General features: G+C 60.5%; 23 protein-coding genes. 11 read left to right on the top strand and 12 right to left on the bottom strand.

Annotation, left to right across the window (positions count from 1 at the left end; all coding sequences use genetic code 11):
- Window positions 1-74: 74 nt before the first annotated feature.
- The 3 genes from AC3A4M_RS04715 to AC3A4M_RS04705 all read right to left on the bottom strand — a co-directional run bounded on the left by AC3A4M_RS04715 (window position 75) and on the right by AC3A4M_RS04705 (window position 1,483).
- The gene (locus tag AC3A4M_RS04715; protein WP_498734258.1) at window positions 75-548 is read right to left on the bottom strand and encodes a hypothetical protein; all 474 of its coding nucleotides are present in this window, start codon (window positions 546-548) and stop codon (window positions 75-77) included.
- A gap of 237 nt (window positions 549-785) precedes the next feature.
- Window positions 786-1,109, bottom strand: coding sequence for a DMT family transporter (locus AC3A4M_RS04710; protein WP_498734257.1), 324 nt, complete (start codon window positions 1,107-1,109; stop codon window positions 786-788).
- Window positions 1,109-1,483, bottom strand: a complete 375-nt coding sequence (locus AC3A4M_RS04705) for a DMT family transporter (RefSeq protein WP_498734256.1) — start codon at window positions 1,481-1,483, stop codon at window positions 1,109-1,111. The genes AC3A4M_RS04710 and AC3A4M_RS04705 overlap by 1 nt, the downstream gene beginning before the upstream one ends.
- Before the next feature lie 134 nt (window positions 1,484-1,617).
- On the opposite strand from AC3A4M_RS04705, the gene AC3A4M_RS04700 reads away from it, so the two are divergent.
- Together AC3A4M_RS04700 and AC3A4M_RS04695 are read left to right on the top strand one after the other, a co-directional pair.
- Window positions 1,618-2,865, top strand: a complete 1,248-nt coding sequence (locus AC3A4M_RS04700) for a cytochrome P450 family protein (RefSeq protein ID WP_498734255.1) — start codon at window positions 1,618-1,620, stop codon at window positions 2,863-2,865.
- Between the two features lie 449 nt (window positions 2,866-3,314).
- Window positions 3,315-4,685, top strand: a complete 1,371-nt coding sequence (locus AC3A4M_RS04695; protein ID WP_498734254.1) for an MFS transporter — start codon at window positions 3,315-3,317, stop codon at window positions 4,683-4,685.
- A gap of 250 nt (window positions 4,686-4,935) precedes the next feature.
- On the opposite strand, the gene AC3A4M_RS04690 is transcribed toward AC3A4M_RS04695, so the two are convergent.
- The 5 genes from AC3A4M_RS04690 to AC3A4M_RS04670 form a co-directional block, all read right to left on the bottom strand.
- On the bottom strand, window positions 4,936-5,577 hold the full coding sequence (locus AC3A4M_RS04690; RefSeq protein WP_498734253.1) for a hypothetical protein: 642 nt from the start codon (window positions 5,575-5,577) through the stop codon (window positions 4,936-4,938).
- A 213-nt stretch (window positions 5,578-5,790) separates the two neighbouring features.
- Complete coding sequence (locus tag AC3A4M_RS04685) at window positions 5,791-7,434, bottom strand: amidohydrolase (protein ID WP_498734252.1); 1,644 nt, start codon at window positions 7,432-7,434, stop codon at window positions 5,791-5,793.
- A 32-nt stretch (window positions 7,435-7,466) separates the two neighbouring features.
- Window positions 7,467-8,705: an MFS transporter gene (locus AC3A4M_RS04680; RefSeq protein ID WP_498734251.1), complete on the bottom strand. Its 1,239-nt coding sequence runs from the start codon at window positions 8,703-8,705 to the stop codon at window positions 7,467-7,469.
- 107 nt (window positions 8,706-8,812) lie between these two features.
- Window positions 8,813-9,430: a TetR/AcrR family transcriptional regulator gene (locus tag AC3A4M_RS04675; RefSeq protein ID WP_498734250.1), complete on the bottom strand. Its 618-nt coding sequence runs from the start codon at window positions 9,428-9,430 to the stop codon at window positions 8,813-8,815.
- 159 nt (window positions 9,431-9,589) lie between these two features.
- On the bottom strand, window positions 9,590-10,399 hold the full coding sequence (locus tag AC3A4M_RS04670; protein WP_498734249.1) for an NYN domain-containing protein: 810 nt from the start codon (window positions 10,397-10,399) through the stop codon (window positions 9,590-9,592).
- A gap of 391 nt (window positions 10,400-10,790) precedes the next feature.
- On the opposite strand from AC3A4M_RS04670, the gene AC3A4M_RS04665 reads away from it, so the two are divergent.
- Window positions 10,791-11,087 (top strand): hypothetical protein, encoded by a 297-nt coding sequence (locus tag AC3A4M_RS04665; protein WP_498734248.1) that lies wholly within the window; start codon window positions 10,791-10,793, stop codon window positions 11,085-11,087.
- A gap of 67 nt (window positions 11,088-11,154) precedes the next feature.
- On the opposite strand, the gene AC3A4M_RS04660 is transcribed toward AC3A4M_RS04665, so the two are convergent.
- The 3 genes from AC3A4M_RS04660 to AC3A4M_RS04650 all read right to left on the bottom strand — a co-directional run bounded on the left by AC3A4M_RS04660 (window position 11,155) and on the right by AC3A4M_RS04650 (window position 14,822).
- Window positions 11,155-12,708: an amino acid ABC transporter permease/ATP-binding protein gene (locus tag AC3A4M_RS04660; protein WP_498734247.1), complete on the bottom strand. Its 1,554-nt coding sequence runs from the start codon at window positions 12,706-12,708 to the stop codon at window positions 11,155-11,157.
- Window positions 12,709-12,710: 2 nt separating this feature from the next.
- Window positions 12,711-13,595, bottom strand: coding sequence for an ABC transporter substrate-binding protein (locus tag AC3A4M_RS04655; RefSeq protein ID WP_498734246.1), 885 nt, complete (start codon window positions 13,593-13,595; stop codon window positions 12,711-12,713).
- Between the two features lie 81 nt (window positions 13,596-13,676).
- The gene (locus tag AC3A4M_RS04650) at window positions 13,677-14,822 is read right to left on the bottom strand and encodes a M20 family metallopeptidase (RefSeq protein ID WP_498734245.1); all 1,146 of its coding nucleotides are present in this window, start codon (window positions 14,820-14,822) and stop codon (window positions 13,677-13,679) included.
- Between the two features lie 108 nt (window positions 14,823-14,930).
- Here AC3A4M_RS04650 and AC3A4M_RS04645 point away from each other — a divergent pair, with 108 nt between their 5' ends.
- The 7 genes from AC3A4M_RS04645 (at window position 14,931) to AC3A4M_RS04615 (ending at window position 21,782) form a co-directional block, all read left to right on the top strand.
- Window positions 14,931-15,842 carry a LysR family transcriptional regulator gene (locus AC3A4M_RS04645; RefSeq protein ID WP_498734244.1) on the top strand — a complete coding sequence of 304 codons (912 nt, stop codon included), beginning with the start codon at window positions 14,931-14,933 and terminating at the stop codon, window positions 15,840-15,842.
- Between the two features lie 145 nt (window positions 15,843-15,987).
- Window positions 15,988-16,590, top strand: coding sequence for a flavin reductase family protein (locus tag AC3A4M_RS04640; protein ID WP_498734243.1), 603 nt, complete (start codon window positions 15,988-15,990; stop codon window positions 16,588-16,590).
- Window positions 16,587-18,044 carry a 4-hydroxyphenylacetate 3-hydroxylase family protein gene (locus tag AC3A4M_RS04635; RefSeq protein ID WP_498734242.1) on the top strand — a complete coding sequence of 486 codons (1,458 nt, stop codon included), beginning with the start codon at window positions 16,587-16,589 and terminating at the stop codon, window positions 18,042-18,044. The genes AC3A4M_RS04640 and AC3A4M_RS04635 overlap by 4 nt, the downstream gene beginning before the upstream one ends.
- Complete coding sequence (locus tag AC3A4M_RS04630) at window positions 18,041-18,469, top strand: RidA family protein (RefSeq protein WP_498734241.1); 429 nt, start codon at window positions 18,041-18,043, stop codon at window positions 18,467-18,469. Before AC3A4M_RS04635 ends, AC3A4M_RS04630 begins: the two co-directional genes overlap by 4 nt.
- A 19-nt stretch (window positions 18,470-18,488) precedes the next feature.
- Window positions 18,489-19,163, top strand: a complete 675-nt coding sequence (locus AC3A4M_RS04625) for a DUF1028 domain-containing protein (RefSeq protein ID WP_498734240.1) — start codon at window positions 18,489-18,491, stop codon at window positions 19,161-19,163.
- Window positions 19,160-20,356 (top strand): M20 family metallopeptidase, encoded by a 1,197-nt coding sequence (locus AC3A4M_RS04620; RefSeq protein WP_498734239.1) that lies wholly within the window; start codon window positions 19,160-19,162, stop codon window positions 20,354-20,356. Before AC3A4M_RS04625 ends, AC3A4M_RS04620 begins: the two co-directional genes overlap by 4 nt.
- On the top strand, window positions 20,346-21,782 hold the full coding sequence (locus AC3A4M_RS04615; protein WP_498734238.1) for an aspartate ammonia-lyase: 1,437 nt from the start codon (window positions 20,346-20,348) through the stop codon (window positions 21,780-21,782). Before AC3A4M_RS04620 ends, AC3A4M_RS04615 begins: the two co-directional genes overlap by 11 nt.
- 104 nt (window positions 21,783-21,886) lie before the next feature.
- Here AC3A4M_RS04615 and AC3A4M_RS04610 read toward each other — a convergent pair whose 3' ends face one another.
- The gene (locus tag AC3A4M_RS04610) at window positions 21,887-22,456 is read right to left on the bottom strand and encodes a TetR/AcrR family transcriptional regulator (protein WP_498734237.1); all 570 of its coding nucleotides are present in this window, start codon (window positions 22,454-22,456) and stop codon (window positions 21,887-21,889) included.
- A 187-nt stretch (window positions 22,457-22,643) separates the two neighbouring features.
- Here AC3A4M_RS04610 and AC3A4M_RS04605 point away from each other — a divergent pair, with 187 nt between their 5' ends.
- Complete coding sequence (locus AC3A4M_RS04605; protein WP_498734236.1) at window positions 22,644-24,134, top strand: aldehyde dehydrogenase; 1,491 nt, start codon at window positions 22,644-22,646, stop codon at window positions 24,132-24,134.
- The last annotated feature ends 117 nt before the right edge of the window (window positions 24,135-24,251 follow it).

Raw genomic sequence — 24,251 nt, 5'->3', positions numbered from 1 at the left:
GACTCATTGCTAGAAACACGGCTCCCGACCCGCGACATGAAGGTCAAGCGGGCCGGGAGGTACAGGCGGCTAGGTTAGCTGGCGGCGAAGTGCAGTGGCACGGCCAGGCCCTTGCAAGCATTCTGGTTCGTGGGTAGGTTCTTCATCGTGATCGTCACGGTGCCCGGGACCGTATCGCCGGGCGCTATATCACCCCTGGTGATATCCACAGTGCCAACTTCGTAGTCCGCAGACGAGCATCCGTTGGGATCAGCCCACGGCGTGCCGTCCGCTTTGGCGACGGTCACTTCGACATCAGTCAGGTGTTGAACGCCGGTGCCGGGGTTCTTGACGTTGAAGGCGACGGTCTGGCTGGGACCGCCCGGTGTGAGTGGCCCGCCGGTCGCCGTCGTGCTGGTGACTGTGAAGGGCACAGTGGTTCCGGTCGTGGCGCTACCGGTGCCTGTGCCCGTCGTGGTCCAGTAGGCGAAGGCTGCGCCGCCGCCGATGGCGACGAGGGCTGCGGTCGTGATGGCTACGCGCTTTTTGCGTGCGGTGAACTTCTTCATGATGTGCCCCTTTGGTAGTGAGTCGAGAAGCTGATCTGCTCTGGATCCACTTTCGCGGGCTAACCTCAAGAAAAACCGCTGCTCAGGCGCATGTACCTGACAAAAAAGCCTCAATATTCGCCCAAGAACTGCTCAAGTCTTGACAACGGGCCGCTAATCTAGCATCGGGCCTATTGTGCGGCGGCCGGTCCACCAACAACGCTGGGTCCGATGGTCTTCGCCGCCGTTCTTCCATGGCTAATGGGCGGGATTGCCCAGTTCGATGAGCAGTACACCGCCCATGATGAGAACAATGCCGAGACCCATCAGCCAGGTGAAGGGCTCGTCGAACAGGAATCTGCCGATCACCGCGGTGAGGGCCACGCCGGCGGCGGTCCAGATCCCGTAAGCCACGCCCAGAGCTATGCCGTTGGCGAGCGTAAGCGCAAGCAAGCTGAAGGCGAGCAGGTAGCCGGCGACCACGCTGATGTACCAGCGCTTTGCTGCGGTGACCGCCATGCGCAGTGAGAGCGTACCGGCGACTTCGAATATGATGGCACCGATCAGGAACAGCCAGGCCATCAAACCACTTCGCTGTTCACTGGTGCTGCCCTCCTGTGAGCAGCTTGGGAGCCCAGTTCGACGCACAGCACTCCGGCGATGATCACGAGGATGCCTATCCCCATCAGCAGGGTGAGGGGCTCGCCGAAAATGATCAGTGACAGGATCGCCGTGAGCGCCACCCCTGTGGCGCCCCAAATTCCATACGCGACGCCGATAGCCATGCCTGTGCGGAGAACAGCGGCCAGCAACACGAAGGCGGCGACGTAGCCGACCACAACCACGGCGTAGAGTAGAGGGTTGGTCAAGGCACCCTTAAGCGACAGCGAGCCCGCTACTTCCGTGATAATCGCGCCGGCGAGCAAGAGCGCGCCCTGGCGGGATGTCGTAGCCACGCCAGAAACGTACCACACGCATGGCCGATAATCGGGAGGCTTCAGCGCAGGTGCCCTTGGAACCACGAGGGCCCGGGGCCACAATGGTGATACCCAGCCAGCAGACGCATCCAAAGCGAATTCCGGGAGTCATCATGGCAACTCCTCAAGAGGTAGTCAGACATCCGATCATGGTGGGGAGCCCGGAGTTCCTGGCCGACCCCTATGCCCACTACGCATGGCTGCGGGAAAACGCCCCTGTATACCGCGGACGATTGGCGTATGTGAGCGACCAGGACGTGTGGATGGTCTCCCGCCACGCGGACTGCCGGGCACTGCTGACCGACGATCGGTTCCAGCGCTCGCCGGGCGGGAACGGTCCGGGCTTCCTGGAGCAGTTCCCGGAGGCGGCGCGGGAACCTCTGAAGCTGCTGACTACCTACAGCATGATCATGATGGACGATCCGGCTCATCGGCGGCTGCGTATGCTCGTGGTCAAGCCGTTTACGTCGCGGGCGTTTGCCCGGATCGGTGAACGGGTGGCCGAGCTGGCCCACGGCCTGCTTGACGGGCTCGAACAGATGGGGACCGCAGATCTGCGCGAGCAGTTCGCGTTGCCCATCCCTTCCACCGTCATCAACGAGATGATGGGGGTTCCGCACGCCGACCGGGACCGCTTCCAAAGGGGCGCGCAGGCACTGATCGCCGGTGGGTTCGACTACGGCAAGGACAGCTGGGTCCGGGAAGTCAACGAGATGACCGAACTGGTCCGTGAGCTGATCGAACATAAGCGGACCGAGCCTGGTGAGGACATCCTGACAGGTTTGATCCATGCCGAAGAAGAAGGCGACCGCCTTGACGAGAACGAACTGCTGGCCATGGCGTTCCTGCTGATCACCGCGGGATACGAGACCACCTACAACCTGATCACCAACGCCGTGGTCACACTGCTTGATCACCCGGATGAGCTTGCGCGGCTGCGCTCCGCGAACGACGACGACGAACTCTGGCGTGGCGCCGTCGACGAAGTGCTGCGCTACAACAGCCCGGTCGGGGGAACCGAACCGGTCACCGCGACCACCGACGTGGTCTGGCACGGCGTCACCATTCCAGCCGGGGCGTCAGCGGTACCGCTGACGCAGGCGGCCAACCGCGACCCGGAAGTGTTCGAGGATCCGGACCGCTTCGATATTGACCGCCGCCCCAACAACCACCTCTCGTTCGGCCACGGAGTGCACTACTGCCTCGGGGCGAACCTGGCCCGGCTGGAGACCCGGGTTGCACTGGGCATCCTGTTCGAACGCAATCCCAACCTGCGGCTGGCCGTTGACCGCTCCGAGCTCACGCTTGAACCGCTGCCGCTATGGACGCGATATCAAACGCTGCCGGTCCGGTTTGGATAGACCGAACCGACAGACTCCGATGAGAAGGGATGAACCCTGCTTGTCCTGGTCAACCGCAACGTATGTATTGGACCCTGCAACTGCGGGATAGTCACAGAGGACGTATTCGGTCAGGACGACGGCGGCTTTGTCACTCTTCTAAGGAATAACTATCTGGAGAGCAGAACGAGCGCGTACCGGAGGCCAGTGCCAACTGCCTGTCGGGCCTTCGAACATGTTCGGTGATATCTAAATCGTTTCAATGGTGCCGTATTATCTATTTCTCTCTGTAGCCGGAATTACCTACTGTGGTGACCTGACTCGCAATACGTTCTAAGCCGATCGGCAGAATGCGGTTCCCAAACGAATCGCCGGCTGCTCAAGCGACCACTCCCTTGAAATGCAAATGCGACCCTGCCCCATTTCTTACGGGTCAAATTGATGACCCGGCCCCCACAGAAAGTCAAATAGTGACTCAGCGCACCTATAACGTTCAGGACGTTATCGATACCACCGTGATGGGTTCCAAACGTTGGACTATCATCATCCTTTGTTTCGTGATCGCCCTCCTAGACGGATTCGATACTCAGTCCATCGCATTCATCGGTCCTGCCATTGCAGAGGACTTCGCTCTGCAGGCAACCGACATGACCTGGGTCATCACCGCTAGCACCATCGGCATGGCGCTGGGTGCCATGACGTTGGGAACCTTCGGGGACAGGATAGGGCGGAAGAAAACTATTCTGCTGGCGCTGGCACTTTTCGGCGTATTCTCGCTGGTTGGCGCGTTCGCTCAGACACTCGAGCAGATCGTTTTGCTGCGATTCTTGATTGGTTTGGGAATGGGCGGTGCTACTCCCGCCCTGTTGGCACTCACCGCTGAATTTAGTCCCAAGAACCGGCGAGGCACATTCATGACACTGGTTTTGCTGGGGCTGCCGGGCGGCGCACTGCTTGGCGGTCTGGTGGCGGCCGCTTGGCTCCCTGTGGTCGGTTGGCGCGGCATCTTCCTCATCGGTGGTGTACTGCCGTTGGCACTTCTGCTGGTGTGCCTGAAACTGCTGCCCGAATCTCCGGTCTTCCTCGCGACCAAAGGCACAGCTGCGGCCGATGTCCAGGCGCGCAAAATCATGTCCAGCGTTTCCGGCCAGCCGGTTGCCTCCGATGTCGTAATAGTAAGCGAGGAGAAGAAGAACGAACGTAGTTCAATCACCGCACTTTTCTCTACGCAGTACCGCAAGGTCACCATCGCGATTTTCGCCACCTACTTACTGAACTGGATCGCCTGGTACCTGCTGCTTCTTTGGATGCCCACCGCCCTTCAGAGTCTCGGGCTCGAAGATTCGCAAGCGGCTATGGGCACCGTGACGGTCAACGGGGCGTTTATTCTGTTCGCAATTCCGCTGTCGATTCTGCTGCCGAAAGTAGACGCTCGGAAGCTTTTGCTGGCTATGTTTGCCGCTGGCGTTCTAATTGCGTTAGGCCTGGGTCTTGCCGGGACGAATTTCGCTCTCGTTTTCATCTTGATCGGTCTGGCCGGGTTCGGAGTCGGAGGACAGCAATTGGCTCTGAATTACCTGATTGCCAATGCGTACCCTACGCAGCTCCGGGCAACCGCCACTGGATGGGGCATAGGTATCGGCAGGCTAGGCTCCATCGTGGGGTCAGCCCTAGGCGGACTGATCTTGGCCGGCTTCGGCGTATCCGGATATTTCATGGCGCTGGCGATTCCACTGGCACTGGCCGGTATTGCCACGCTGGTCGTGCGTTCCTCCGCGGGTAGGGCCACAGTGCCTACGGTGGCAGGCGCAGAAGCTCGCGAATCCGCAGAATCCCGGTGACGAGAGGACACGCCTGGCTCGTTTTTCGCGAGAGGCCGTTTTGGCCATCTCGCGCCGGATGAGGACATGATACGCGGCGGACTGTGGCTGGACGTCATCAGCATCATCATGATTCCGATCGTACTGACCACAATCGCCTGTTGGTCTTCGGCGTAGGCCTGAATGTCGTTAGAACGAACATAGGTTTACAGAACGACGGCGAGTGGCTGCGTAACGCAACCACTCGCCGTCGTTCGTCTGGAAGCTGAGGTCAGGCGCCGCTGCCGTCCGCGTTCCAGTCCGTGTAGCCGCTCGCCTCGGTCTGATCGACCTTGCGGTGATAGTGCATGCCGGCCTTGCCGCCCAGGACGGCGGCCACCAGCGACAGCAGTCCGATGCCGATCAGCACCACTATTCCGCCGGTCGTCATGGTCCCCTCGTTGAACGGAACCCCGGGGAAGCTGGCGAGGAGGGCCGGGACGTCCAGTTGCGCTCCGGACACCGTGCCGGTCACGGTTCCAAGCGCGGCGATGATTCCCGCTACGACGACGGCCCAAAGCCAGACGGCGACACCCTGCCTGGCTCCGTCGTACCGCGCCATGCGGCCGGCGACGTAGCCGCCGGAAAAGTACGCGAGGAAGATGATGACCGCCAGAATCACCGCACCGATGATGCTGACGCTCGTCAGGTCTTGTCCCGCTTGTTGGGCAATGGTGCTTGGGTCGGCGCTGCCGGCGACGCCGAAGACGGCGCCGATTCCAGCAGCGAGTCCGGCCAGCAGGACGAAAATGCCGGTTGCTGTCATCCAACCGAAGAAGGCGGAGCCTATTTTCACCCCGCCAAGCCTGGTTTGCCGAGCCGGATGGTCCCGGCCGCTTTCGTAGTGGCCTGCCCCAGCGGCTTCTGCTTTCATGGCAATCCCTCCTGCGGGTAAAGGGCCTCACAGCCCTGCTGCACGTCCCTAAATTCCAGATTAGGCGCGCGGAATCAGGGCCCACAAGGACAGTTATGCAGTCGTGATTCGCGCAGGAATTCTTGATGCGGCCGTGACGCCCGGCGCGGAACGGCGGGAGGCTGCGCAACGCAACCACCCGCCGTCGTACTTAGTTTGTGGCCAGCTCCAGGCTCATTGGATCCCCGACACCAGCTCCTCCGTGGCCGTGCGGTAGGCGATGCGTCCTGCTACGACGGTGAGGCGGGCACTGTTGGTCAGGAGTTCGGCCGGGTCAGCGGCGAGCGGGTTGGCCTCGAGAACGGTGAAATCGGCGAAATGGCCGACGGCGATTCGGCCTTCCTTGTTCTCCGACCGGCAGGAGTAGGCCGCGTCGCGGGTGGCATGGCACAGGGCGTCGGCCAGATCCAGGGCATAGCCGGGCAGGTTGGCCGGCAGGGCAGGGTTCAAAGCCGAGCGTCGCGTCGCGGCTACGTACATGTTGGGCAGCGGGTGGTGCGGGGCGGTGGGAGCGTCGCTGCTCAGGGCCAGGGTGGCGCCGGCGTCCGTAAATTCGGTCCACGGGTAGGCCCGCTCCGTCCGGTGGTCGCCCAGCATGGCCTGCCAGTTCTCCTGGATCGAGGGGTCGGCATGGACCGGTTGCATGGAGGCGACCACGCCCAGGCGGGTCAGGCGGCGGACGTTGGCTTCAGTCACCGCTTCCAGGTGTTCGATCCGGTGCCGTCGGTCGCGGGGACCGTTGGTCCGGTAGGCCTCCTCCAGGGCGTCCAGGGCGATGTCGGAGGCTTCGTCGCCGATGGCGTGCAGGGCGATCTGCAGTCCGGCGGCGTCGGCGGCGATCACAACAGGAGCCAGGGAGGCCCGGTCCCAAATCGGCTCGCAGGTGCTGCCGTCGCTGTACGGCTCCTTCATGGCCGCGGTGCAGCTGTCGATGACGCCGTCCACCACGATCTTGATCCCGCACATGCGCAGCCAGTCGCCCGAGACCTCCTCAGCCAGGCGCACGGCCTCGGCAACCTGGGCCAGATTCTGGTCCGTGGATTCCCGGCGCGAGACCAGCCAGTGTCCCTTGACGCGCAACGGCAGGCGGCCGCCGTGTCGCTGCAGGGCGCGTTGAAAGGCCGCCAGGTCGTCCTCTTGCACAGCCATGTCCACAGCACTGGTCACACCGGATGCAAGGTAGTTCATGAATGCTTCCTCCAACTGCGAGTCCCGGTCCGCATCGGAGGCCATCCGGGCGAGGGCCGGCCAGGCGATCTGCTGGGCAGCTGTTTCGTACAGCATGCCGTCCGCCGCACCGGTCACGGGATCGCGTCCTATGCGGCCGCCGATCGGATCCGGCGTGGAGTAGTCGATCCCCAGTTCCTTCAAGGCCGCGCTGTTGAGCCACATGGAGTGCAGATCATTCGCATCCAGATAGACCGGGCGGTCCGGAACGGCGGCATCAAGCAGTTCCTTGGTGGGGGCGTGGCCGGCGAGGGTGCTGTAGAGCCAGCCGGCGCCGAGGATGCGCGGTGCTTCCGGGGAATCCAGGACGGCCTGGCGCAGGCGATCCTGCAGCTCGGCCAGGTTCGCCGCGTCGCGCAGGGCGGCCTTTTGCAGGGCCTGTCCCGTCATCAGCAGGTGGGTGTGGGCATCGATGAATCCGGGGAGCGCAAAGCCGCCCTCCAGATCAACCTCGTCAGTTTCTACTCCGGCAAACTCGCGGGCGCCGGCCTCATCGCCGACGTACGCGAAGCGGGAACCTTCGACGACGAAAGCTTCGGCATTGCCTCCGTCCGCGGTAAAGACGGTGCCGTTGGTGTAGAGCGTGCGCATGGGGAAGCTTCCTAACTGGTGGGTATGGGACATCAGGCAATCGCTGCCTGGTTGAGGTTTATTTCGGGGGTGGTTGCGCCCTGGGCGGCTTCAGCGCGCACGGAGAACCTGGAGATGATGAGGAAGGGAACCAGCAGGACAAAGGTCATGCCTGCCAATACCATTCCCAAGGTGGTGTAGCCGGCGGCCGTTGAAATGGAGGTGCCGAAGACGGGGGCGAACGAGGAACCGATGAGGTAGACCCCGAGAACCGGTGCCGACCAGCGGCCCGTTGCGTCGAGCGCTGCCGCAGTAGCGACGACGTAGATGAAGGAGAGCATGTAGATGGTGTTCCAGGCGATGATGACCACCATGTACCAGCCGGGATCGGTAACCATTCCGGAAACGAATTTCAGGGCGCCGCCGGCTATCAGGGCGACGGCAAGGGGAACGGTTCGGCCCAACCGTCCGCCGGCTACTCCGACCAGGGCGGAGGCGATCAATCCGCCGAGGGTTGACAGGCTCAAGACCAAGCCCATTCCCGTTTCGTCGAGCCGGGCCTGTTCGGCACCCATCGTGGCTGCCACGGCCCACAGCGAATCTTCGCTCAGCGCCCAGAGGGCGAAGCATGCCAGCAGGGCCAGGCCGGCAACTGTTGTCTTGCGCTGGGACGCCGCGGGCGAGCTGGTTGTTGCTGCTACAACAGGTGCTTCGACGGCGGGGCGATCCGGTAGCCATCCTGTGGTGAAGAGCGCGGCCAAGGCCAGGCCCGCAAGCAGGCCGAAGGCGCTGCCCATCCCGGCGCCAAGGGCCGGTATGGCGAAGAGGACCACGGAGACCAACGCCCGATTGGCGAACCCGCTGATGCCCGAAGCCCGGTCAGGATTGCGCAAGGCACCCAAAGCGGCTCCACTTGCGGAAACAGCCCCGCCGCTTCCCAAGCCGCCGAGGAGTACGCCTGCAATGACCACCGGAGCGGAGGGGATGAAGGCTGCGGCACCGAAACCTAAAGCCGACAATGCGAGTCCGCTCCGTGCGATGACATAACGTCCGTCGAGGGATGCCCAACGTGACGTCAGGAGGCAGGTGGTTGCACAGGCCAGCAGGGAGCCAGTCAGCAGTGCGCCGGCGGATGTTGCTGAGAATGCGAGCTCCTCGATGAGGGCTACGAGCATGATCGGGACCAGGTTCGCGGTCATGAATCCGACCACGCTGATGCCGAAAATAGAAACTGCGCGGGTGGCAGTCAGCGGTACGCGTGTCGAATGCGTAGTTGAGGAATCGTTGGACATAGCTGTCCTCCATCGGTCGGAGAAGGTGTGGGAGCCATCACTAAATGAAAGGCTTTCATTATTATGTGGGCACACTTCTCGGATTTCAAGAGTTTGGTGAAAGGCTTTCAGGAAATCTTTTTCAACGCCTTCTCGCGCACGCCGGCGATGAGCAGATCCAGCCCGAAGGCGAACGCTGCCTCCGCTCGTTCCTCGGCGGTGCCGAGGTTGGAGATCGCCTGGGTGAAGGCGGGGAAGCGTCCCGGTGGCAGATTCCAAACCACTTCCGGCGCGGTGAGCTCAAGAGCCGAGCCCAAAGCCAGATAGTCGATCGTGTTAATGGCGGGAACGATTTCCTCGTTGGGGACGCCGGCTCGTCCCAGCACCTGGGCCATGTCTTCGTAGGACGAGATCACGCCCAGATCCTGCACCGTCTGGGTGATCAGCATCGGGACCAAGCGGGGGTGGGGGAGTAGGCAGTCGCGGTAGTTGCGCACCAGCGTCCGCAGCGCGTCCTCCCAGGACATATTGTCAAGATTGACTCCTACAACACGGGAAAACGTCTTTCCACGCATCAACTCAATGATGTGCTCCCGGTTATCAATGTGGTTGTACAGCGCAGACTGGCTCACGCCCAGCCGTCGGGCGACCTTGGGAAAGCTGAAGTCCCCTTCCTCGTCCACTAGTTCCAGTGCCGTATCGACAATGGCGTCGACCGACAAGAGTGGGGAACGGGGGCGGGCCATGAAGAACTCCTTGCGCAGCGATGGTCCTATCAATCTAACGTGGATGGCGCAATGCCGAGGACCGAGGCCGGTTCCAGTACCGAGCGCCGAGTGGCAGCGCAACGTAACCACCCGCCGTCGTTGTTCGCGATCGTCACCTGAGCACCGCGCAGCGGTCTGCTAGCGGACGCTCGCTAATTCACGTGCGGCCGGGGCGAGGTTAGCGCTGTTTGGGCGAAACATTTGCCTGCCGCAGTGTTCTTCCACAAAAGACCCCAACGTTCGGTGGCCGAAATTTTTGTAATCTACGTCGGGCCAACGTTTACGGAGTAGGTTTCCTAATTGGGAGCCGTGTACGAGGCCATTAACGGTGAGCGTGGGATCCTTTTTCAGGAATGCGTTGATCGACTGTTTGTATTCAGTGATAGTCGGAATGCGATTGGTTTCGGCCGTTACGCTACTTTCCGCTGCCGCTCCGCCATCCAGTTGAATCGTGTGAAAGTGATCCGCCGCTGAGCGCAAGAGCTTACTGACCGTGCCAGAAGCAAAATGGGATGTCGTGACAACCATCGTGTATTTGCCCAAGACGTGAAGCCGCCGTATCAAAGGGATATACCCGCCGTCACCGCTGACGATGACAAAAACGTCGACCCATGGGGAATCGGCCGCAACCTCAAGGGCGTCAACCACGAGTTCAATATCTGCAGCGTTTTTGACATCTTGATTGAACGAAAAGACCTGTACAGGCTCTACACCGTTTTCCAGCATTTCCCGTCGATAGGGTGCCATGTCAGCTCGGCCCCAATTGGCATACGCCCTGGTTAAGGCAACGAGTGATCCTACGCCGCGGCTTTGAACCACATTTTGTACTTCTCTAACTATGCTGCCGATGGGAACCGAGGCGACGTCCTTTTGATACCCGCCCATGAGGTTTTCCATGTCAAGGAAAATCGCAACGTTGCGCTTGGGAGGTGCCCCCGAATGATCCATATTTATTCTGCCCCCACATCGAAATAAATGTTCTTTGGATCGTACATGGGGCAGGGGGAAGTCGGCTAAGTCTAAGGGTGGCTACGCGTTTGCGTGCTCCTGCGTCGACTGGCGCGCGGCGGGGGTTGTGTGGAGCCTGTTGTTCCCCAACACGCCAGACTCCACACGGATTCCCCCAACCTTCATCAACAAACCACGGCCTCCCCAACGAAGCCGTGGTTTGTTGATGCGTCACGTTTAGGATAACGATTCAGCGGGGCGGATTACTAGGGACTTTAGCCCTATACGGGGCACCCCGTCATGTGGGAGCCGTGGTCTGGCGGAAGGCCTATTGTCTGCCCGGCGCTACAGAGTCACGATTGGTTCATCCCAACAGTCGAAGGAGACACTAATGGAAACATCAGCCTACGCAATCGTGCATTTCTTTCCCGGCGGCACCAAGGACCAGTACGAGGCATCGGTGGCAGCGGCCCATCCGGGCGAGGGGCTGCGCCCGCCGGGGCAGATCTTCCACGCCGCCGGTCCGTCCGATGGAGGCTGGAGGGTCATCGCCGTCCACGAGTCGAAGGAGAGCTGGGAGTCTTTCCGCGACAGCACTCTCATGCCCTTGCTGCAGAAGGGTGTGGAGGGCGGGTTCACCACCATGCCGGAAGCCACGGAGATCCCGCTGCACAACCTGCTGATGTAGGTGGGCAGAGACGGAGGCGGTGCCCGGCAGAAAGCCGGGCACCGCCGTCGTTATTTCCCTGGTGCAGTTACCCGATGACTGGAGTCTGTGCAGTGACGGGAACATCTGATACGGACTGGACGAATCGCTTGATCCGAGGCTCGGCATCCGGACCGAAAAGCGACTCCGGCGGACCCTGCTTCACGACGTTCCCGTCCTCCATGAAGACCACCCAGTCCGCTACGTCGCGGGCTAGCTTCATCTCGTGAGTCACGATGACCATGGTCATACCGTCCCGGGCGAGTTCGGCGATGACGGCGAGAACTTCTGCCACAAGCTCAGGGTCGAGGGCCGATGTCGGCTCGTCGAACAGCATGACCGATGGTTCCATGGCCAGAGCGCGGGCGATGGCGATTCTCTGCTGCTGGCCACCCGAAAGCTGATGCGGGTACTTCTTGGCGTGTGCAGCCATGCCAACCTTGCGGAGGAGCTCCATGCCGAATGTTTCGGCTTCGGCTGCCGTCATGAGGTGCAGTTGGACGGGCGCCAAGGTGACGTTCTCCAGCACTGTCTTGTGGGGGAAGAGGTTGAACCTCTGGAACACCATGCCGATGTTGCGGCGCTGCAACGAAATGTCACGGTCGGAGAGCGCAACAACGCGTCCTTGGGGACCGGCTTTGCAGCCGACAGTCTGGCCGTTGATTTCGATGCTTCCGCCGTCAGCCGGTTCCAGATGGTTCAAGGTACGTACCAGAGTGGTTTTGCCCGAACCCGACGGGCCGATAACCACAACCACTTCGCCGGCGTGGACGTCCATGTCCACACCCTTCAGGACCTGGTTTCCGTGGAAAGACTTGGTGACGCCCTGCGCCTTGACCAGCTTCTCGCCCTCGTGCGGACGGCGCTCGCGGCCGCGGACGACCGTTCCCTGGATGGCGACATCGCCATCTCCATGTAGTGCGGGACGGCGGCGGTTCACGTCAAGCCTGCGTTCGAGCAGGTCCCGCAAGCGGTCGAAAATAGTGACCAGCAGGACGTAGAAGATTGCGACGGCGAACAGGGTTTCCAGGACCATGAAGTTCTGTGTGTACAGCCGCTGGCCGACAAGGAGGATTTCCTCAAGCGAGATGACGCTTGCCAACGAAGTTAGTTTCAGAATCGAGACGAACTCATTGCCCAAGGCTGGGAGCGCGATCCGGAACGCCTGAGGGATAACCACGTGACGCTGCACCCGCCCGTACGGCAGGCCCAGCGCGCGCGCCGCTTCCCGTTGGTCAGTCGAAACGGACAGCAGACCCCCTCGGTGAATTTCCGCCATATAGGCCGCTTCGCTGAGGACCAGGGCGATCAACGCGGCATTGAACGATGAGCCGAGAACCACCTGGGTTGCGGGGAATACCTGAGGGATGTTGTAGGCGAACACCAGCAGGACCAGCAGCGGCAGGCTGCGGAACAGCCAGACATAAGCACCGGCTGCGGTGGAAAGGATCCTGGACCGCGATTCTTTCATCAGCGCCAGGCCGATGCCGGCCACATTGGCGATGACCCAAGAGAGCAGACTAAGCGCGACGACGAGGCCGGCTGCCCGCCACAGGTCAGGGTTTGCAAAGAGCGAGAACGTGTATGCCCAGTCGAACGTCATGATTATCCCTGCTTCAGCGAATCTTCGAGGACCTGCGGGTCGACGGGCTCAAGGTTGTATTCCTGGAGGAGCTCATCGTAGGTGCCGGACACCTTCATGGCTTCGATGCCGGTCTCGAGCGCTTCCTGCATCTCGCTATTGCCCTTTTGCACGGCCAGCCCGACTGCGATCGGGTAGATCAATTCAGTGCTGGTGATCGCGGCCCGGCCTTTGGACTTCTCCACCACGGTCTTCGCTACGGCGGCATCTGTCATCTGTGCATCCACCTGACCGGCGAGCAGCGCTTGGGTTGCTTCCGGATCCGTCGGGAATTCCTTCACATTGATGGCGGGCTTGCCCGCTTCCTTGCACTTGTCACTTTCGGTGGAAGGAAGCAGTTTGGCGATCACCGTGGCCGTGATGACGCTGACCGTCTTGCCGCACAGATCCTGGGCTGTAACGAGCGGCGCATCGCCTTCCGGCGTCAGGATTGAATTTCCCGTCTGAAAATAGGGAACGAAGTCCACTTCCTTGTCCCGGCCGGCGGAGATGTACAAGGTGGAAGCGATCACGTCATAGCGATCTGCCTTGATACCAGCGACGATCTGGGCAAAGCGGGTGTCGGTGAACTTGGGCTCCAGGCCCAGTTCTGCGGAAAGCGCGTTCATAAAGTCGACATCAAAGCCCGCCGGTTTGCCGTCTACGAGCATGTCGTAGGGCGGGTAAGTTAGATCGACGCCGACATTGAGTTGGCCCGGTGTATTGGTTTCGACGCTGCTGGTGCCGGACGCAGGCGCTGCGCTGTTTTCACCTTCCGCGGCGGTGCTGCCACCGCCGCAACCGGAGACGAGCAGAGCAAGGGTTGTTGCACCACCGAGGAGACCGGCGAGCTTAGCTGACTTTTTCATGGGAGAACCTTTCTCGGAACTACTCGGAGATATGCGTTTCGTTGCTGTTGGTGCTGTTGTCGCGGCGGTGGAGATCTTGCGTCAGCGGCACCAGCTGTGGACTGCGTTGTTATAGATTTCGATAATTTCGCGGTACTTTGCGAGCTCAACCCACTCATCCGCCCAGCTGTAGGGGGGTGTCCCTGGTCCGACGTTCACCGAGGGAATTCCGAATTGTTTCAGGGGCACCATGTCCGTCCAGAACTGGATACCTTGGTAGACCGGCGAGATTCCGGCCTCCTGCACAGCTTTCGCGACAGTCCTGGAGATGGGGGAGTTCTTGTCAATTTCGTAGGGCAACCGCGGTCCGCTGAGCCAATGGTCGCTGAATTCTACGATGGCTTCGATACGGGGATCGGAAGCCTTGAGCTCGCTGACCATCTGCTCAACTTGGATCTTGACGTCGTACGGATCTTGGGAGGGCAGGAGCCGAATGTCGCAGGTCATCTCGCAGCGGTCCGGCACTTGATTATGCTTTGTGCCGCCACGGATAGTGCCGATATTCAGGTTGGGCCCACCGGGCAGATCCGGATGCGGTTCGTAAGGCATGACACCTTCGAGCTTCCGCATGGCCGCCAGAATGGGCTCCATGGTTTCGATGGCGTTCAGTCCTAGTTCCTTGGCCGAGGTGTGGGCCTGCTTGCCGAAAGTCGTGATCTTCAGGTAGGCCGCGCCCCGATGAACTGTGCCGATTGTGTTGTCCGTCGGCTCACCGCAGATGGCTGCATCAGCGGTGAAGCCAGCCTCCAGAAGGGACCTTGTGCCGACCCCGCCTTCAAAATGACAGGACACACCTTGGAATATGACGTCGCCTGCGGGGCGCTCGCCCGATGTGGCGATCCTGCGCATCACCGCCAGCGCTGCGGCCGTCGCTGCTTTCATATCGGCGATGCCTCCGCCATAGATGCGGCCATCCTCGATGCTCGGGTTGAACGGATCCCGAGTCCAGTCGGGAGACATTTCATAAATGTCTAAATGGCCGTTGAGGATCAATGACCTTCCCTTGCCGGTTCCCCGGATGCGGCCGCCAACACTGGGCCGCCCCGGCATGGAGTCGACCAGCTCGACGTCGTCCACTCCCCAGGACTCCATCTGGCTACCCATGTACTGGGCCAGTTCTTTCTCCTTGCCCCATGTCGAGTCAATGGAGAGTGTGTCGAATAGCAGCGCGAGCTCGGGATCGTTCATCTTTGCTCCTTGGAGAATCGGTGAGGCGTTCAGTGATTACAACGACTATGCAGTGCGCGGTGCATCGTGTAAAACAGATGTATTCGAAGAAGGGTTTCGGTTTAATCGATGTCTAACGTGAGCTTGAGGCAGCTGGAGTACCTTGTGGCGGCCGCAGAAACCGGCAGCGTGACCGCGGCGGCAACCAAGTTGTATCTGTCGCAATCTGCCGTTTCCACGGCCCTGACCGACCTTGAAGAATCCCTTGGGGTGCAGATATTTGTCCGTCATGCCCGCGGCATGTCACTTACTAGTGTTGGTCAACAGGTCCTGGTGGACGCGCGTCGCTTGCTGGCCGGCGTCGAGGATCTGCGCAACTCGGCCAGGGAAACCAGTGAGTCACTCTCGGGTCGGCTTGTTGTTGGGTGTTACAGCACTTTGGCGCCCATCCTGCTGCCCCGGATCATCGCCGACTTTACTGATTCGCATCCGGGCGTAGATCTCAGCTTCATCGAGGGATCGCATTCGGAGTTGGAAGAGAAGCTGCGCAGCGGCTCTTTGGATCTGGCGATCCTGTACGACTATGGTTTTGGCGGTCGCCAGCGCCCACGAGACTTAACCAGCACTGTTATCGAGTCAACGCCGCCCTACGTAATCTTGCCGGAGCACCATAGGCTGACGCAGCGTCCTAGCATCAGCCTGAGCCAGTTGGTGGAAGAGCCGCTGATCCTCTTTGATCTTCCTCCCGGCGGCGACTACTTCCTCTCCTTTTTCCAGAATGAAAACTTGTCTCCCAACATCCGCTTCCGGACAACCAGTTTTGAAATGGTGAGGGCTTTGGTTGCCCGTGGTCTTGGTTATTCAATTCTCAGCCAGCGCACCAACATCAACATGAGCTATGAAGGTTTGGGATTTGTTGCCCGGGAGCTCGACGGCGGGCACGGAGGACTGAACGTCGGCACTGTTCATTTGTCTGGTGTGCGGCTCACCCGGAGGGCCACGGCCTTCATCGACCAGTGCAGGCGTTCCCTTCTGAAATAGGACACACACCTTGTCCTAACCAATTTTAGGGGTCTAGGTTTCGGTTTTTCCGATGCCTATCGTAGAAAAATTCTGTTGGACACATGGCTCGTAGTCGCCCAATACTGATTGCAGATCACCGCAGCAATCGGAAAAGGAGCATGCGATGTCAACCGAAACCAGAGCAACTTCGGGCCAAACTGCGCCGGCGAGAGCGTATGATCCGTTCATCGCTGCCATGGGCAAGGTGGCTACGGGAGTCACTGTTGTAGCAACGGACGGGCCGGCTGGACGCTTTGCACAGACCGTGAGCGCGATGTGCTCGGTCTCCGCGGATCCGCGGCTTGTACTCGTCTGTATCAACTCCCGAAGCCCGATCAATAACGCGATCGCCAAGAACCGGTCGTTCACCGTAAACGTCCTCGGACGTCAGCACGACCATGTTGCTGATACTTTTGCCGGTCGTCCTTGGCCGGGCAAAGAGCCTTGGGACTTCAGCTGCGGGGAATGGACCAATGCCCCTTCAGGATCCCCGCGCATTGCCGATGCCGTGGCTAGCTTTGACTGTGAAATCCACGAATCGGTGGAGGCGGGGACCCACCTTGTGTACATCGGCCATGCCCTCGACATTGAATCCCATGGCGGCGATCCGCTGATCTACAGCGCTCAGACGTATGCGAAACCGCAGCCCGTGCCGCCCTCAGTTTTCCCCGATTATCCAGGATCGGGACCCACCTATGGACCGTACAAGAAAGAGAGCTCCAAATGATCCGCACCGGAGATGAATACCGCGACTCCATCCGCGACGGACGCCAAGTCTGGGTTGACGGTGAGAAAGTCAGCGACGTTACGTCCCACCCAATGTTCAAGCCGATCGTGGATGTCCGGGCGAGGATCTATGATCTGGCCCATGAGGCCGAGACCCAGAAGGTCATGACCTACGCGGATGAGGAAACCGGCGAACTTAATGCGATTGCTAACCGGCTGCCCAAGACGCAGCAGGACTGGATCGACAAGCGGGCCGCTGTGGATCTGGTCCAGCGCGAGGCGGGCGGCGTCGTCACGCGTGTCGGCGACGAGACCATTGGTGAAATGTGGTCGCTTTATGACGGCCAGGATGTGCTGAACGAGGTTGATCCACGGTTCTCCGAGAACATTCGCCGGCACATCTCTCGCTCCATCAAAGCCGACCCTTTCCATGTTTCAGCCAACACTGATCCCAAGGGGGACCGCTCCAAAGCTCCGCAGGATCAGGACCCTGACATGCTCCTGCACGTGGTGCGCGAAACCGACAACGGCATCGTGGTTAGAGGCGCCAAGTACGAGACGGCAGCCGCGTACTCCAACCAGGCCTTCACGAAGCCGACCATTGCCAACTGGGGCAACAGCGAGCTCTCCGACTATGCGGTCGGTTTCGTTATGGACATGGGATCTCCTGGACTGAAGTTCATCTCCCGGAACGGATTCGCCAGCAAGAGTCCGTCGGCCGACTACCCACTGGCCAACCGCGTGGATGAGGTTGAATCTTTGGTGGTGTTCGACGATGTCGAAATCCCCTGGGAGGACGTTCTCTTCTACCGCCACACCAAGGCGGCAGGCTTCATCCGGTCCACGCTGCACCGTTACAGCGCATTCCCGTTCGTGCAGCGCACGCTGCATCTGGCCGATTTGATGATCGGTTCGGCGCTGTGGAACGTAAAGCAGACCGGGTTGGAGAAGCAGCAGGCTGTGCAGGAAAAGCTGGCCCAGCTAGCCTGCTACAGGGAGACTATCAATGCCCACTTGACGGCAGCCATCGCACATGCCGAATCGAGTCCGGGCGGACTCCTGATGCCCAACCAATCGCTGCTGTACACCGGCCGGGTCACCGCGCTGACACAGCTCCCAGCCATGATGCACATTGCCCGTGAGCTTTGCGGTGGACAGATCTGCATCACGCCCGACTCGGCAACCTTTAACGACCCGGAAGTCGGATCCTGGCTGGACAAGTTCTACTCAGTGAACGAAAACTGGGTGGCCGAGGACCGCCGTCGTCTCCTCGCCTTTGCACGGGACTTGCTCAACAGCGACTACGCCGGCCACCGCCTGACGTTCCAGCTCTTCGCACAGTCGCCGCCTTTCGCCCAGCTCGGCGCCGTTTACCGCAACTTCGACTGGGACGGCCCGCTCGATCTGGTTAAGTCCGCGGCAGATCTCTCGGAGAAGGTGAACGGGTCGCGATGACCGCAACAACTCATACGCGGATCCGGCCATTCAACACCAGGGAAACGTACCCCGAGCAAAACCTCGACAACGATTTGTGCCAAGCGGTGGTCGCCAACGGCGTGGTCTACCTTCGCGGCCAGATCGGGCAGGACTTGGATACGCGCGAATCCGTCGGCGTCGGAGATGTAGAAGCACAGGCGGAGAAAGCAATGGCCAATATCAAGATGCTTTTGGAAGAGGCCGGCAGCTCCTTGGCGGACATCGTCAAAGTCACCGTCTACTTGATCGATCCCCGATACAGGGAGCCGGTCTACCGAACAATCGGCAAATGGCTCCGGGGCGTTCATCCGGTATCTACCGGCTTGGTGGTCAGCGCCCTGGCCAGACCCGAGTGGCTGGTGGAAATCGATGCCACCGCAGTCGTTAGTAACAGCCAACAGTAACTACTCCTGAGGAGCCATTATGACGTTTTCCCTTGTGGCGCGAGATCCTGAATCCGGTGCCTTCGGCATGGTTGTCACTTCATCAAGTCCTGCTGTGGCTGCGCGTTGCGTGCATTTGCGAGCCGGTATTGGCGGAGCTGCCTCTCAGAACATCACTAACCCCGAGCTAGGCTCCAAACTGCTGGAATCGCTTGAATCCGGCACGACCGCCGACGATGCGATGGCGAAACTGCTTGCAGCGGAGCCGGACACTGAGTACCGCCAGCTGAGCCTGGTTGATAATCAGGGAGGGACGGCAGCCTTCAGCGGAACCAACACCCTTGGCACTCACCGAACTGTCGAAGGTCCGGGCGCGGTGGCTGCCGGCAACTTGCTCTGCGATACCGCTGTCGTTGATGCAATCATGGATGCCTATGTCAGTGCCTCGGGTGAGTTTGAAGACCGGCTCCTGGCCGGCCTGCTCGCCGGTAGGGACGCGGGTGGCGAGGAAGGGCCGGAGCATTCGGCTGGCCTTGTCGTCGTCGATAAAGTTTCCTGGGCCGTCACCGACCTGCGGGTGGATTGGGCCGAGGAAGATCCGATCGGCCAACTGGCTGACGTGTGGAGACTCTGGCAGCCGCAGAAGCAGCAGTACCTTACACGTGCGGTGCAGCCGGATGCGGCGCCGAGCTATGGCGTTCCGGGGGATCTGTGAAAGACCTGAAAGACGTTGCGGCCGCGCGGATCGATGGGCTTTCCGCGCGGCTGCTCGGCCTCTCGCACAGGCTGCATGCGAACCCCGAAACTGCATGGCAGGAGAAGCAGGCCGCTGCCTGGATCTCAGCAGAACTCACCGGCGTTGGATTTAAGGTGACGCGGGAGCTTTGCGGCTTCCCGACGGCGTTTGCCGCCACGCTTGGCCGCGGACCACTGCAACTTGCTATTTGTGCCGAGTACGATGCATTGCCTGGTCTCGGGCACGCTTGCGGACACAACATCATCGCCGCTGCTGCCGTCGGTGCCGCGGCGGCGCTGGCCCCCGTGGTAGATGCCCTCGGCGTGACGATCACGGTCATCGGCACACCGGCCGAAGAGGGCGGCGGCGGCAAAATCGAACTGATGGATCGCGGTGCCTTCGATGGACTGCACGCGGCTATGATGGTCCACCCCGGTCCGCTCGATGTGGCGCGGGCCGAACCCTTCGCGGTATCGCACAGTAAAATCCGATACCGAGGGAAGGCGAGTCATGCGGCGGCCTATCCGGAGCGGGGAGTCAACGCAGCTGATGCTTTCACCGTGGCACAGGTCGCTATAGGTCTGTTGCGGCAGCAGCTCCAGTCCGGCGTACGCGTCCACGGAGTGGTGACGAACGGGGGAGAAGCTCCGAACGCCATCCCCGAGGTGACTGAGGGCCGCTGGTACGTCCGTGCGGGCACCCTGGCCGACCTTGCAGTGTTGGAAGAGCGGGTGCGGAAGTGCTTCGAAGCAGGTGCCCTGTCCACCGGTTGCGACCTGGAGATTGAGGCCGAAAGTCAGCCCTATGCGGAGTTCGCCAATGATGAGGCAATCCTCGACCTCTTCGTAGCCAACGCAACGGCGCTGGGACGTCAGTTCGTCTCCTCTGGTGCGGATATGAGGATGAACAGAGCCTCCACAGATATGGGTAATGTGTCCCAGCGGCTTCCAGCCATCCACCCCTATATAGGTATTGATTCTCTTCCTGCTGTGAACCATCAGAAGGAGTTTGCCGCGCATTGCATCACCGCGGCGGCGGACAAGGCTGTCATGGACGCGGCGAAGGCTATGGCCTTCACCTGTATCGACATCGCCCGGAGCAGTGTGCTGCGCTCGCGCTTGATTGGGAATACGGAACAGGACACTCTAAAGGAGACTGTAGATGTCCACTGACATGCGCCGCGAGCACGACCTCATCGGCTGGCTGGACGTCCCAGTCGATGCGTATTATGGCGTACATACGGCCCGCGCCCTGATGAACTTTCCTATGACCGGTGTACCCATCGGCATCCACGGCCACTTTGTGAACGCTTTGGCGGCAGTCAAAGAAGCTGCGGCGGCCACCAACAAGGATCTCGGCCTGCTGGACGCGGTCCGTGCTGATGCCATCATCGCGGCATGCCGGTTGATTCAGGCGGGAAAGCTGCACGATCAGTTTGTGGTGGATTCGCTCCAGGGCGGCGCCGGCACCTCCACGAACATGAATGCCAACGAAGTCATAGCAAACCTCGCATTGGAAATACTTGGTGGCCAGCGGGGTGACTACAGTGTCCTGCACCCGCTGGACCACGTGAACCTGGGACAGAGTACCAACGATGTTTACCCCACGGCACTGCGGATTGGTCTTCACGGGGCGGCCGAGGATTTAGCCACGGCAATGGGCGGTCTTCGTGATTCCTTCGATCGGAAGGCCCGGGAGTTCAAGGAATACCTCAAGATGGGCCGGACCCAGCTCCAAGACGCAGTGCCGATGACGCTGGGGCAGGAATTCAATACGTTTTCGGTCATGCTCTCCGAAGATGAACTCCGCTTGGGAGAGGTGATGGCGCTGATCCGGGAAGTAAATCTGGGCGGCACCGCTATCGGAACGGGCCTGAACTCCCACGGCGAATATACCCAGCGGGCCTGCACCCATCTGGCCCTCATCAGCGGGGTCCCGGTAACGCCGGCTGGTGACCTGATCGAAGCGACTCAGGATGTCGGAGCGTTGGTCCAGCTTTCGAGCGTACTGAAGAGGATCGCCGTCAAAATCTCCAAGGTCGCCCACGATCTGCGCCTGCTCTCGTCCGGACCACGGGCTGGCCTTGGGGAAATAAATCTGCCGGCAGTTCAGGCAGGCTCAAGCATAATGCCCGGGAAAGTTAATCCGGTCATTCCGGAAGTCGTGAACCAGGTTGCGTACTCCGTGATCGGCAATGATCTTGTTGTCACGATGGCAGCCGAAGCCGGCCAACTACAGCTAAATGCCTTCGAACCTGTCATGGCCCGCGCACTCTTCGAGAGTCTGGGTGAGCTCAGGGCAGCCTGCACCGTACTGGCTGAGCGTTGTGTCGATGGCATTACCGCGGATCCCGCCAAACTGATCGCCACCGTTGAACAATCCATCGGTCTAGTGACTGCTCTGGTTCCCTACATCGGGTACCTGAGCGCCACTGAAGTCGCCCAAGAAGCAATGGCTTCCGGTGACAGTGTAGTGGAAGTCGTCCAGGCTCGAGGACTGATGTCAGATGAGGCTTTGGACAGCGTGCTCGGTTCCCCGCACCTGCTCACAGCGCCGGGCCTCCGGACGATCGGTGCACCTCTGGCCAGTACAGTTTGACGGTGCGGCTGATGCCGTGAGTCCAGCCTCTGCTCCCGACACAGCGGGGACGCCTGCACGGGCGTCCCCGCTGTGTCGGGAGCAGCTGTCTTGCCTGTCCTCTTCTACAGCGCCGCGCCCGTGACCGCCCTCGCATAGGAGAGCAGTATTGTTTTGGCGTGTTCCGCAGTGAGACTGTCAGTGCCAGCCAGCACTTGCAACCCCAGGCCGTCCTCGAGGGCGACAAAGGATCTTGCCAGTTCGTTAGTGGGAGCGGACAAGTTGAACGCCTGTGTCTTGCTGCCGTGTTCCAATACTTGCTCGTACAGTGAGACTTCGTCCCTGTACAGGCTGCTCATCAGCTGTTCGTGTTGGAGCTGCCTCGTGGCGCTGATGCTTAGCTCGTACAGCACACTGGAAAGCACATCCCCGCGGCCTTGGGGCAGCCCGCTGGCGATTAGCTCCGTTAGCGCAGCTTCCGGGGCGCGATGACGCTGGATCGTGCGAAGCCTATTCCAATAGTACTTTTCCGACGCTTTGCGGTGGGTCGCAGCAACCAAGCCGTCCAGATCCGGGTAGTAATAACTGACTAGCCGCTCGGACACACCTGCCTCCGCCGCGATGTCCTTAATTCTCAGATTCGTCAAACCATTGCGGGCGATTGTAGCCACCGAAGCGTCAACGAGCGCATCCATTCGTTTATCCCTGTCTCGCGCCATTTGCACTCCTCCCGGCCTGTATTCAGAAGCCCATGCCCTGTCGAAGCGGACCCCACGGTTATTTCAATATATAGCTTCGGTTAATCAGTGCCGACAACTCTCGCCTTGGTGACTCAGTGCACAGTATTCTTGCGGTGAAGCGCAAACTATAGGAGTAGTGATCATGTCGCAAAAAACCCATCAAGAGTGGTTGGACCTGGCCCAAACGATGCCGGTTCCGCAATATGCATTCATTGACGGCCAACAGGTTAAGGCTGAATCCGGTGCCACCTTTACGTCCATAAACCCTGCTACGGGCAAGGCTTTGGCGGATGTGGTCTCCTGCGATGCCGCAGACGTGAATCGCGCAACTGCTGCTGCCAGGAGGTCTTTTGAAGATCGCCGCTGGACAGGCCAGCCGATGGCGGTCCGCAAGCGCGTCATGCAGAACATCGCCGAAGGACTTCGGGCGCATGCAGCCGAACTGGCCGTGTTGGACTCGCTGGATATGGGGAAGCGGGTCGTTGATGCCCACGAACTCGACGTGCCGTTCTCGGCGTCACTGTTCGATTTCTACGGCGAGGCTCTCGACAAGCTCAACGGAGAGGCCGTGGCAATGGACGACGGGGTCCACGCCACCATTACAAAAGAACCGTTGGGTGTAGTCGGCGCCGTGGTGCCATGGAACTACCCGGTGGATATGGCTGCCTGGAAGCTCGCGCCGGCCATTGCCGCGGGAAACAGCGTAGTGCTCAAGCCGGCTGAGCAGTCACCTCTGTCAGCTATCCGTTTGGCTGAAATCTTTGCCGGAGCAGGCCTGCCGGACGGTGTCGTCAACGTGGTGCCCGGATTTGGCGAGACCGCGGGACAAGCCATTGGTCGGCACATGGACATCGACACACTCGTGTTTACTGGTTCAACCGGGGTCGGCAAACTGTTCCAACGGTATGCGGGCGAATCGAACATGAAGCAGGTATGGCTTGAGTGCGGCGGCAAGAGTGCCAACATCGTCTTTGCCGACACCGAAGACCTGCAGAAGGCAGCCGAATCTGCCGCGTTTGACGTGTTCTTCAACCAAGGGGAGGTGTGTTCCTCGCATTCACGAGTTCTGGTGCAACGGGGAATCCATCAGGAGTTCGTCGCGCTCTTGCGCGATATCTCTGAGCGGTACCAGCCCGGGGATCCGCTCGACCCCGCATCGGGTATGGGGGCCATGGTAAGTGCAGAGCACACGGACATGGTGGAGGGCTTTATCGCCCGTGCGCGGAAGGAAGCAGACCTCGCAGCTGGCGGCCGCAGGCTTAAACTAGGCGACAGCAATTGCTTCATTCAGCCCACAGTAGTGGACAACGTGCACCCGGACTCAGAACTCGGCCAGAACGAAGTGTTTGGTCCGGTCCTGGCAGTCATTCCGTTCGACACCGAAGAGGACGCGGTCAGAATTGCCAATTCGACGCAGTTTGGCCTGGCCGCATCGGTCTGGACTTCAAACATCTCCCGCGCACACCGCGTGGCCAGCCGACTGGTTGCAGGCACGGTATCGGTCAATGCCACGGACGCATTCGGAGCCCAAACTCCCTTTGGCGGCTTCAAATCCTCCGGCTACGGGCGCGACCTTTCCCTGCATGCCCTGGACAAGTACCAGGGACTCAAGACGACGTGGGTTTCTTACTGACAAAACGATAGGTTGCCGAGCCGCTTCCATGCGGCCCGTGGCAGGACCAAGCAAAGAGGCCTGGCCCTTCATCCACGCTTTTCGAAAGGTTCAGCAATGCCATCGATAAATACCAAG

This window comes from Arthrobacter sp. Soil_C_60, assembly GCF_057656375.1.
The sequence above is the reverse complement of the archived record's forward strand: the minus strand, read 5'-3'. Positions and strand labels throughout refer to the sequence as shown.

Bases quoted from the DNA above. Each gene is read 5' to 3' on its own strand.
- AC3A4M_RS04630 (WP_498734241.1), top strand. From the start codon at position 18,041: ATGACCGCAACAACTCATACGCGGATCCGGCCATTCAACACCAGGGAA.
- AC3A4M_RS04610 (WP_498734237.1), bottom strand. From the start codon at position 22,456: ATGGATGCGCTCGTTGACGCTTCGGTGGCTACAATCGCCCGCAATGGT.
- AC3A4M_RS04615 (WP_498734238.1), top strand. From the start codon at position 20,346: ATGTCCACTGACATGCGCCGCGAGCACGACCTCATCGGCTGGCTGGAC.
- AC3A4M_RS04710 (WP_498734257.1), bottom strand. From the start codon at position 1,109: ATGGCCTGGCTGTTCCTGATCGGTGCCATCATATTCGAAGTCGCCGGT.
- AC3A4M_RS04605 (WP_498734236.1), top strand. From the start codon at position 22,644: ATGTCGCAAAAAACCCATCAAGAGTGGTTGGACCTGGCCCAAACGATG.
- AC3A4M_RS04680 (WP_498734251.1), bottom strand. From the start codon at position 8,705: ATGTCCAACGATTCCTCAACTACGCATTCGACACGCGTACCGCTGACT.
- AC3A4M_RS04640 (WP_498734243.1), top strand. From the start codon at position 15,988: ATGTCAACCGAAACCAGAGCAACTTCGGGCCAAACTGCGCCGGCGAGA.
- AC3A4M_RS04645 (WP_498734244.1), top strand. From the start codon at position 14,931: ATGTCTAACGTGAGCTTGAGGCAGCTGGAGTACCTTGTGGCGGCCGCA.
- AC3A4M_RS04700 (WP_498734255.1), top strand. From the start codon at position 1,618: ATGGCAACTCCTCAAGAGGTAGTCAGACATCCGATCATGGTGGGGAGC.
- AC3A4M_RS04675 (WP_498734250.1), bottom strand. From the start codon at position 9,430: ATGGCCCGCCCCCGTTCCCCACTCTTGTCGGTCGACGCCATTGTCGAT.
- AC3A4M_RS04650 (WP_498734245.1), bottom strand. From the start codon at position 14,822: ATGAACGATCCCGAGCTCGCGCTGCTATTCGACACACTCTCCATTGAC.
- AC3A4M_RS04665 (WP_498734248.1), top strand. From the start codon at position 10,791: ATGGAAACATCAGCCTACGCAATCGTGCATTTCTTTCCCGGCGGCACC.
- AC3A4M_RS04685 (WP_498734252.1), bottom strand. From the start codon at position 7,434: ATGCGCACGCTCTACACCAACGGCACCGTCTTTACCGCGGACGGAGGC.
- AC3A4M_RS04715 (WP_498734258.1), bottom strand. From the start codon at position 548: ATGAAGAAGTTCACCGCACGCAAAAAGCGCGTAGCCATCACGACCGCA.
- AC3A4M_RS04655 (WP_498734246.1), bottom strand. From the start codon at position 13,595: ATGAAAAAGTCAGCTAAGCTCGCCGGTCTCCTCGGTGGTGCAACAACC.
- AC3A4M_RS04670 (WP_498734249.1), bottom strand. From the start codon at position 10,399: ATGGATCATTCGGGGGCACCTCCCAAGCGCAACGTTGCGATTTTCCTT.
- AC3A4M_RS04660 (WP_498734247.1), bottom strand. From the start codon at position 12,708: ATGACGTTCGACTGGGCATACACGTTCTCGCTCTTTGCAAACCCTGAC.
- AC3A4M_RS04635 (WP_498734242.1), top strand. From the start codon at position 16,587: ATGATCCGCACCGGAGATGAATACCGCGACTCCATCCGCGACGGACGC.
- AC3A4M_RS04625 (WP_498734240.1), top strand. From the start codon at position 18,489: ATGACGTTTTCCCTTGTGGCGCGAGATCCTGAATCCGGTGCCTTCGGC.
- AC3A4M_RS04690 (WP_498734253.1), bottom strand. From the start codon at position 5,577: ATGAAAGCAGAAGCCGCTGGGGCAGGCCACTACGAAAGCGGCCGGGAC.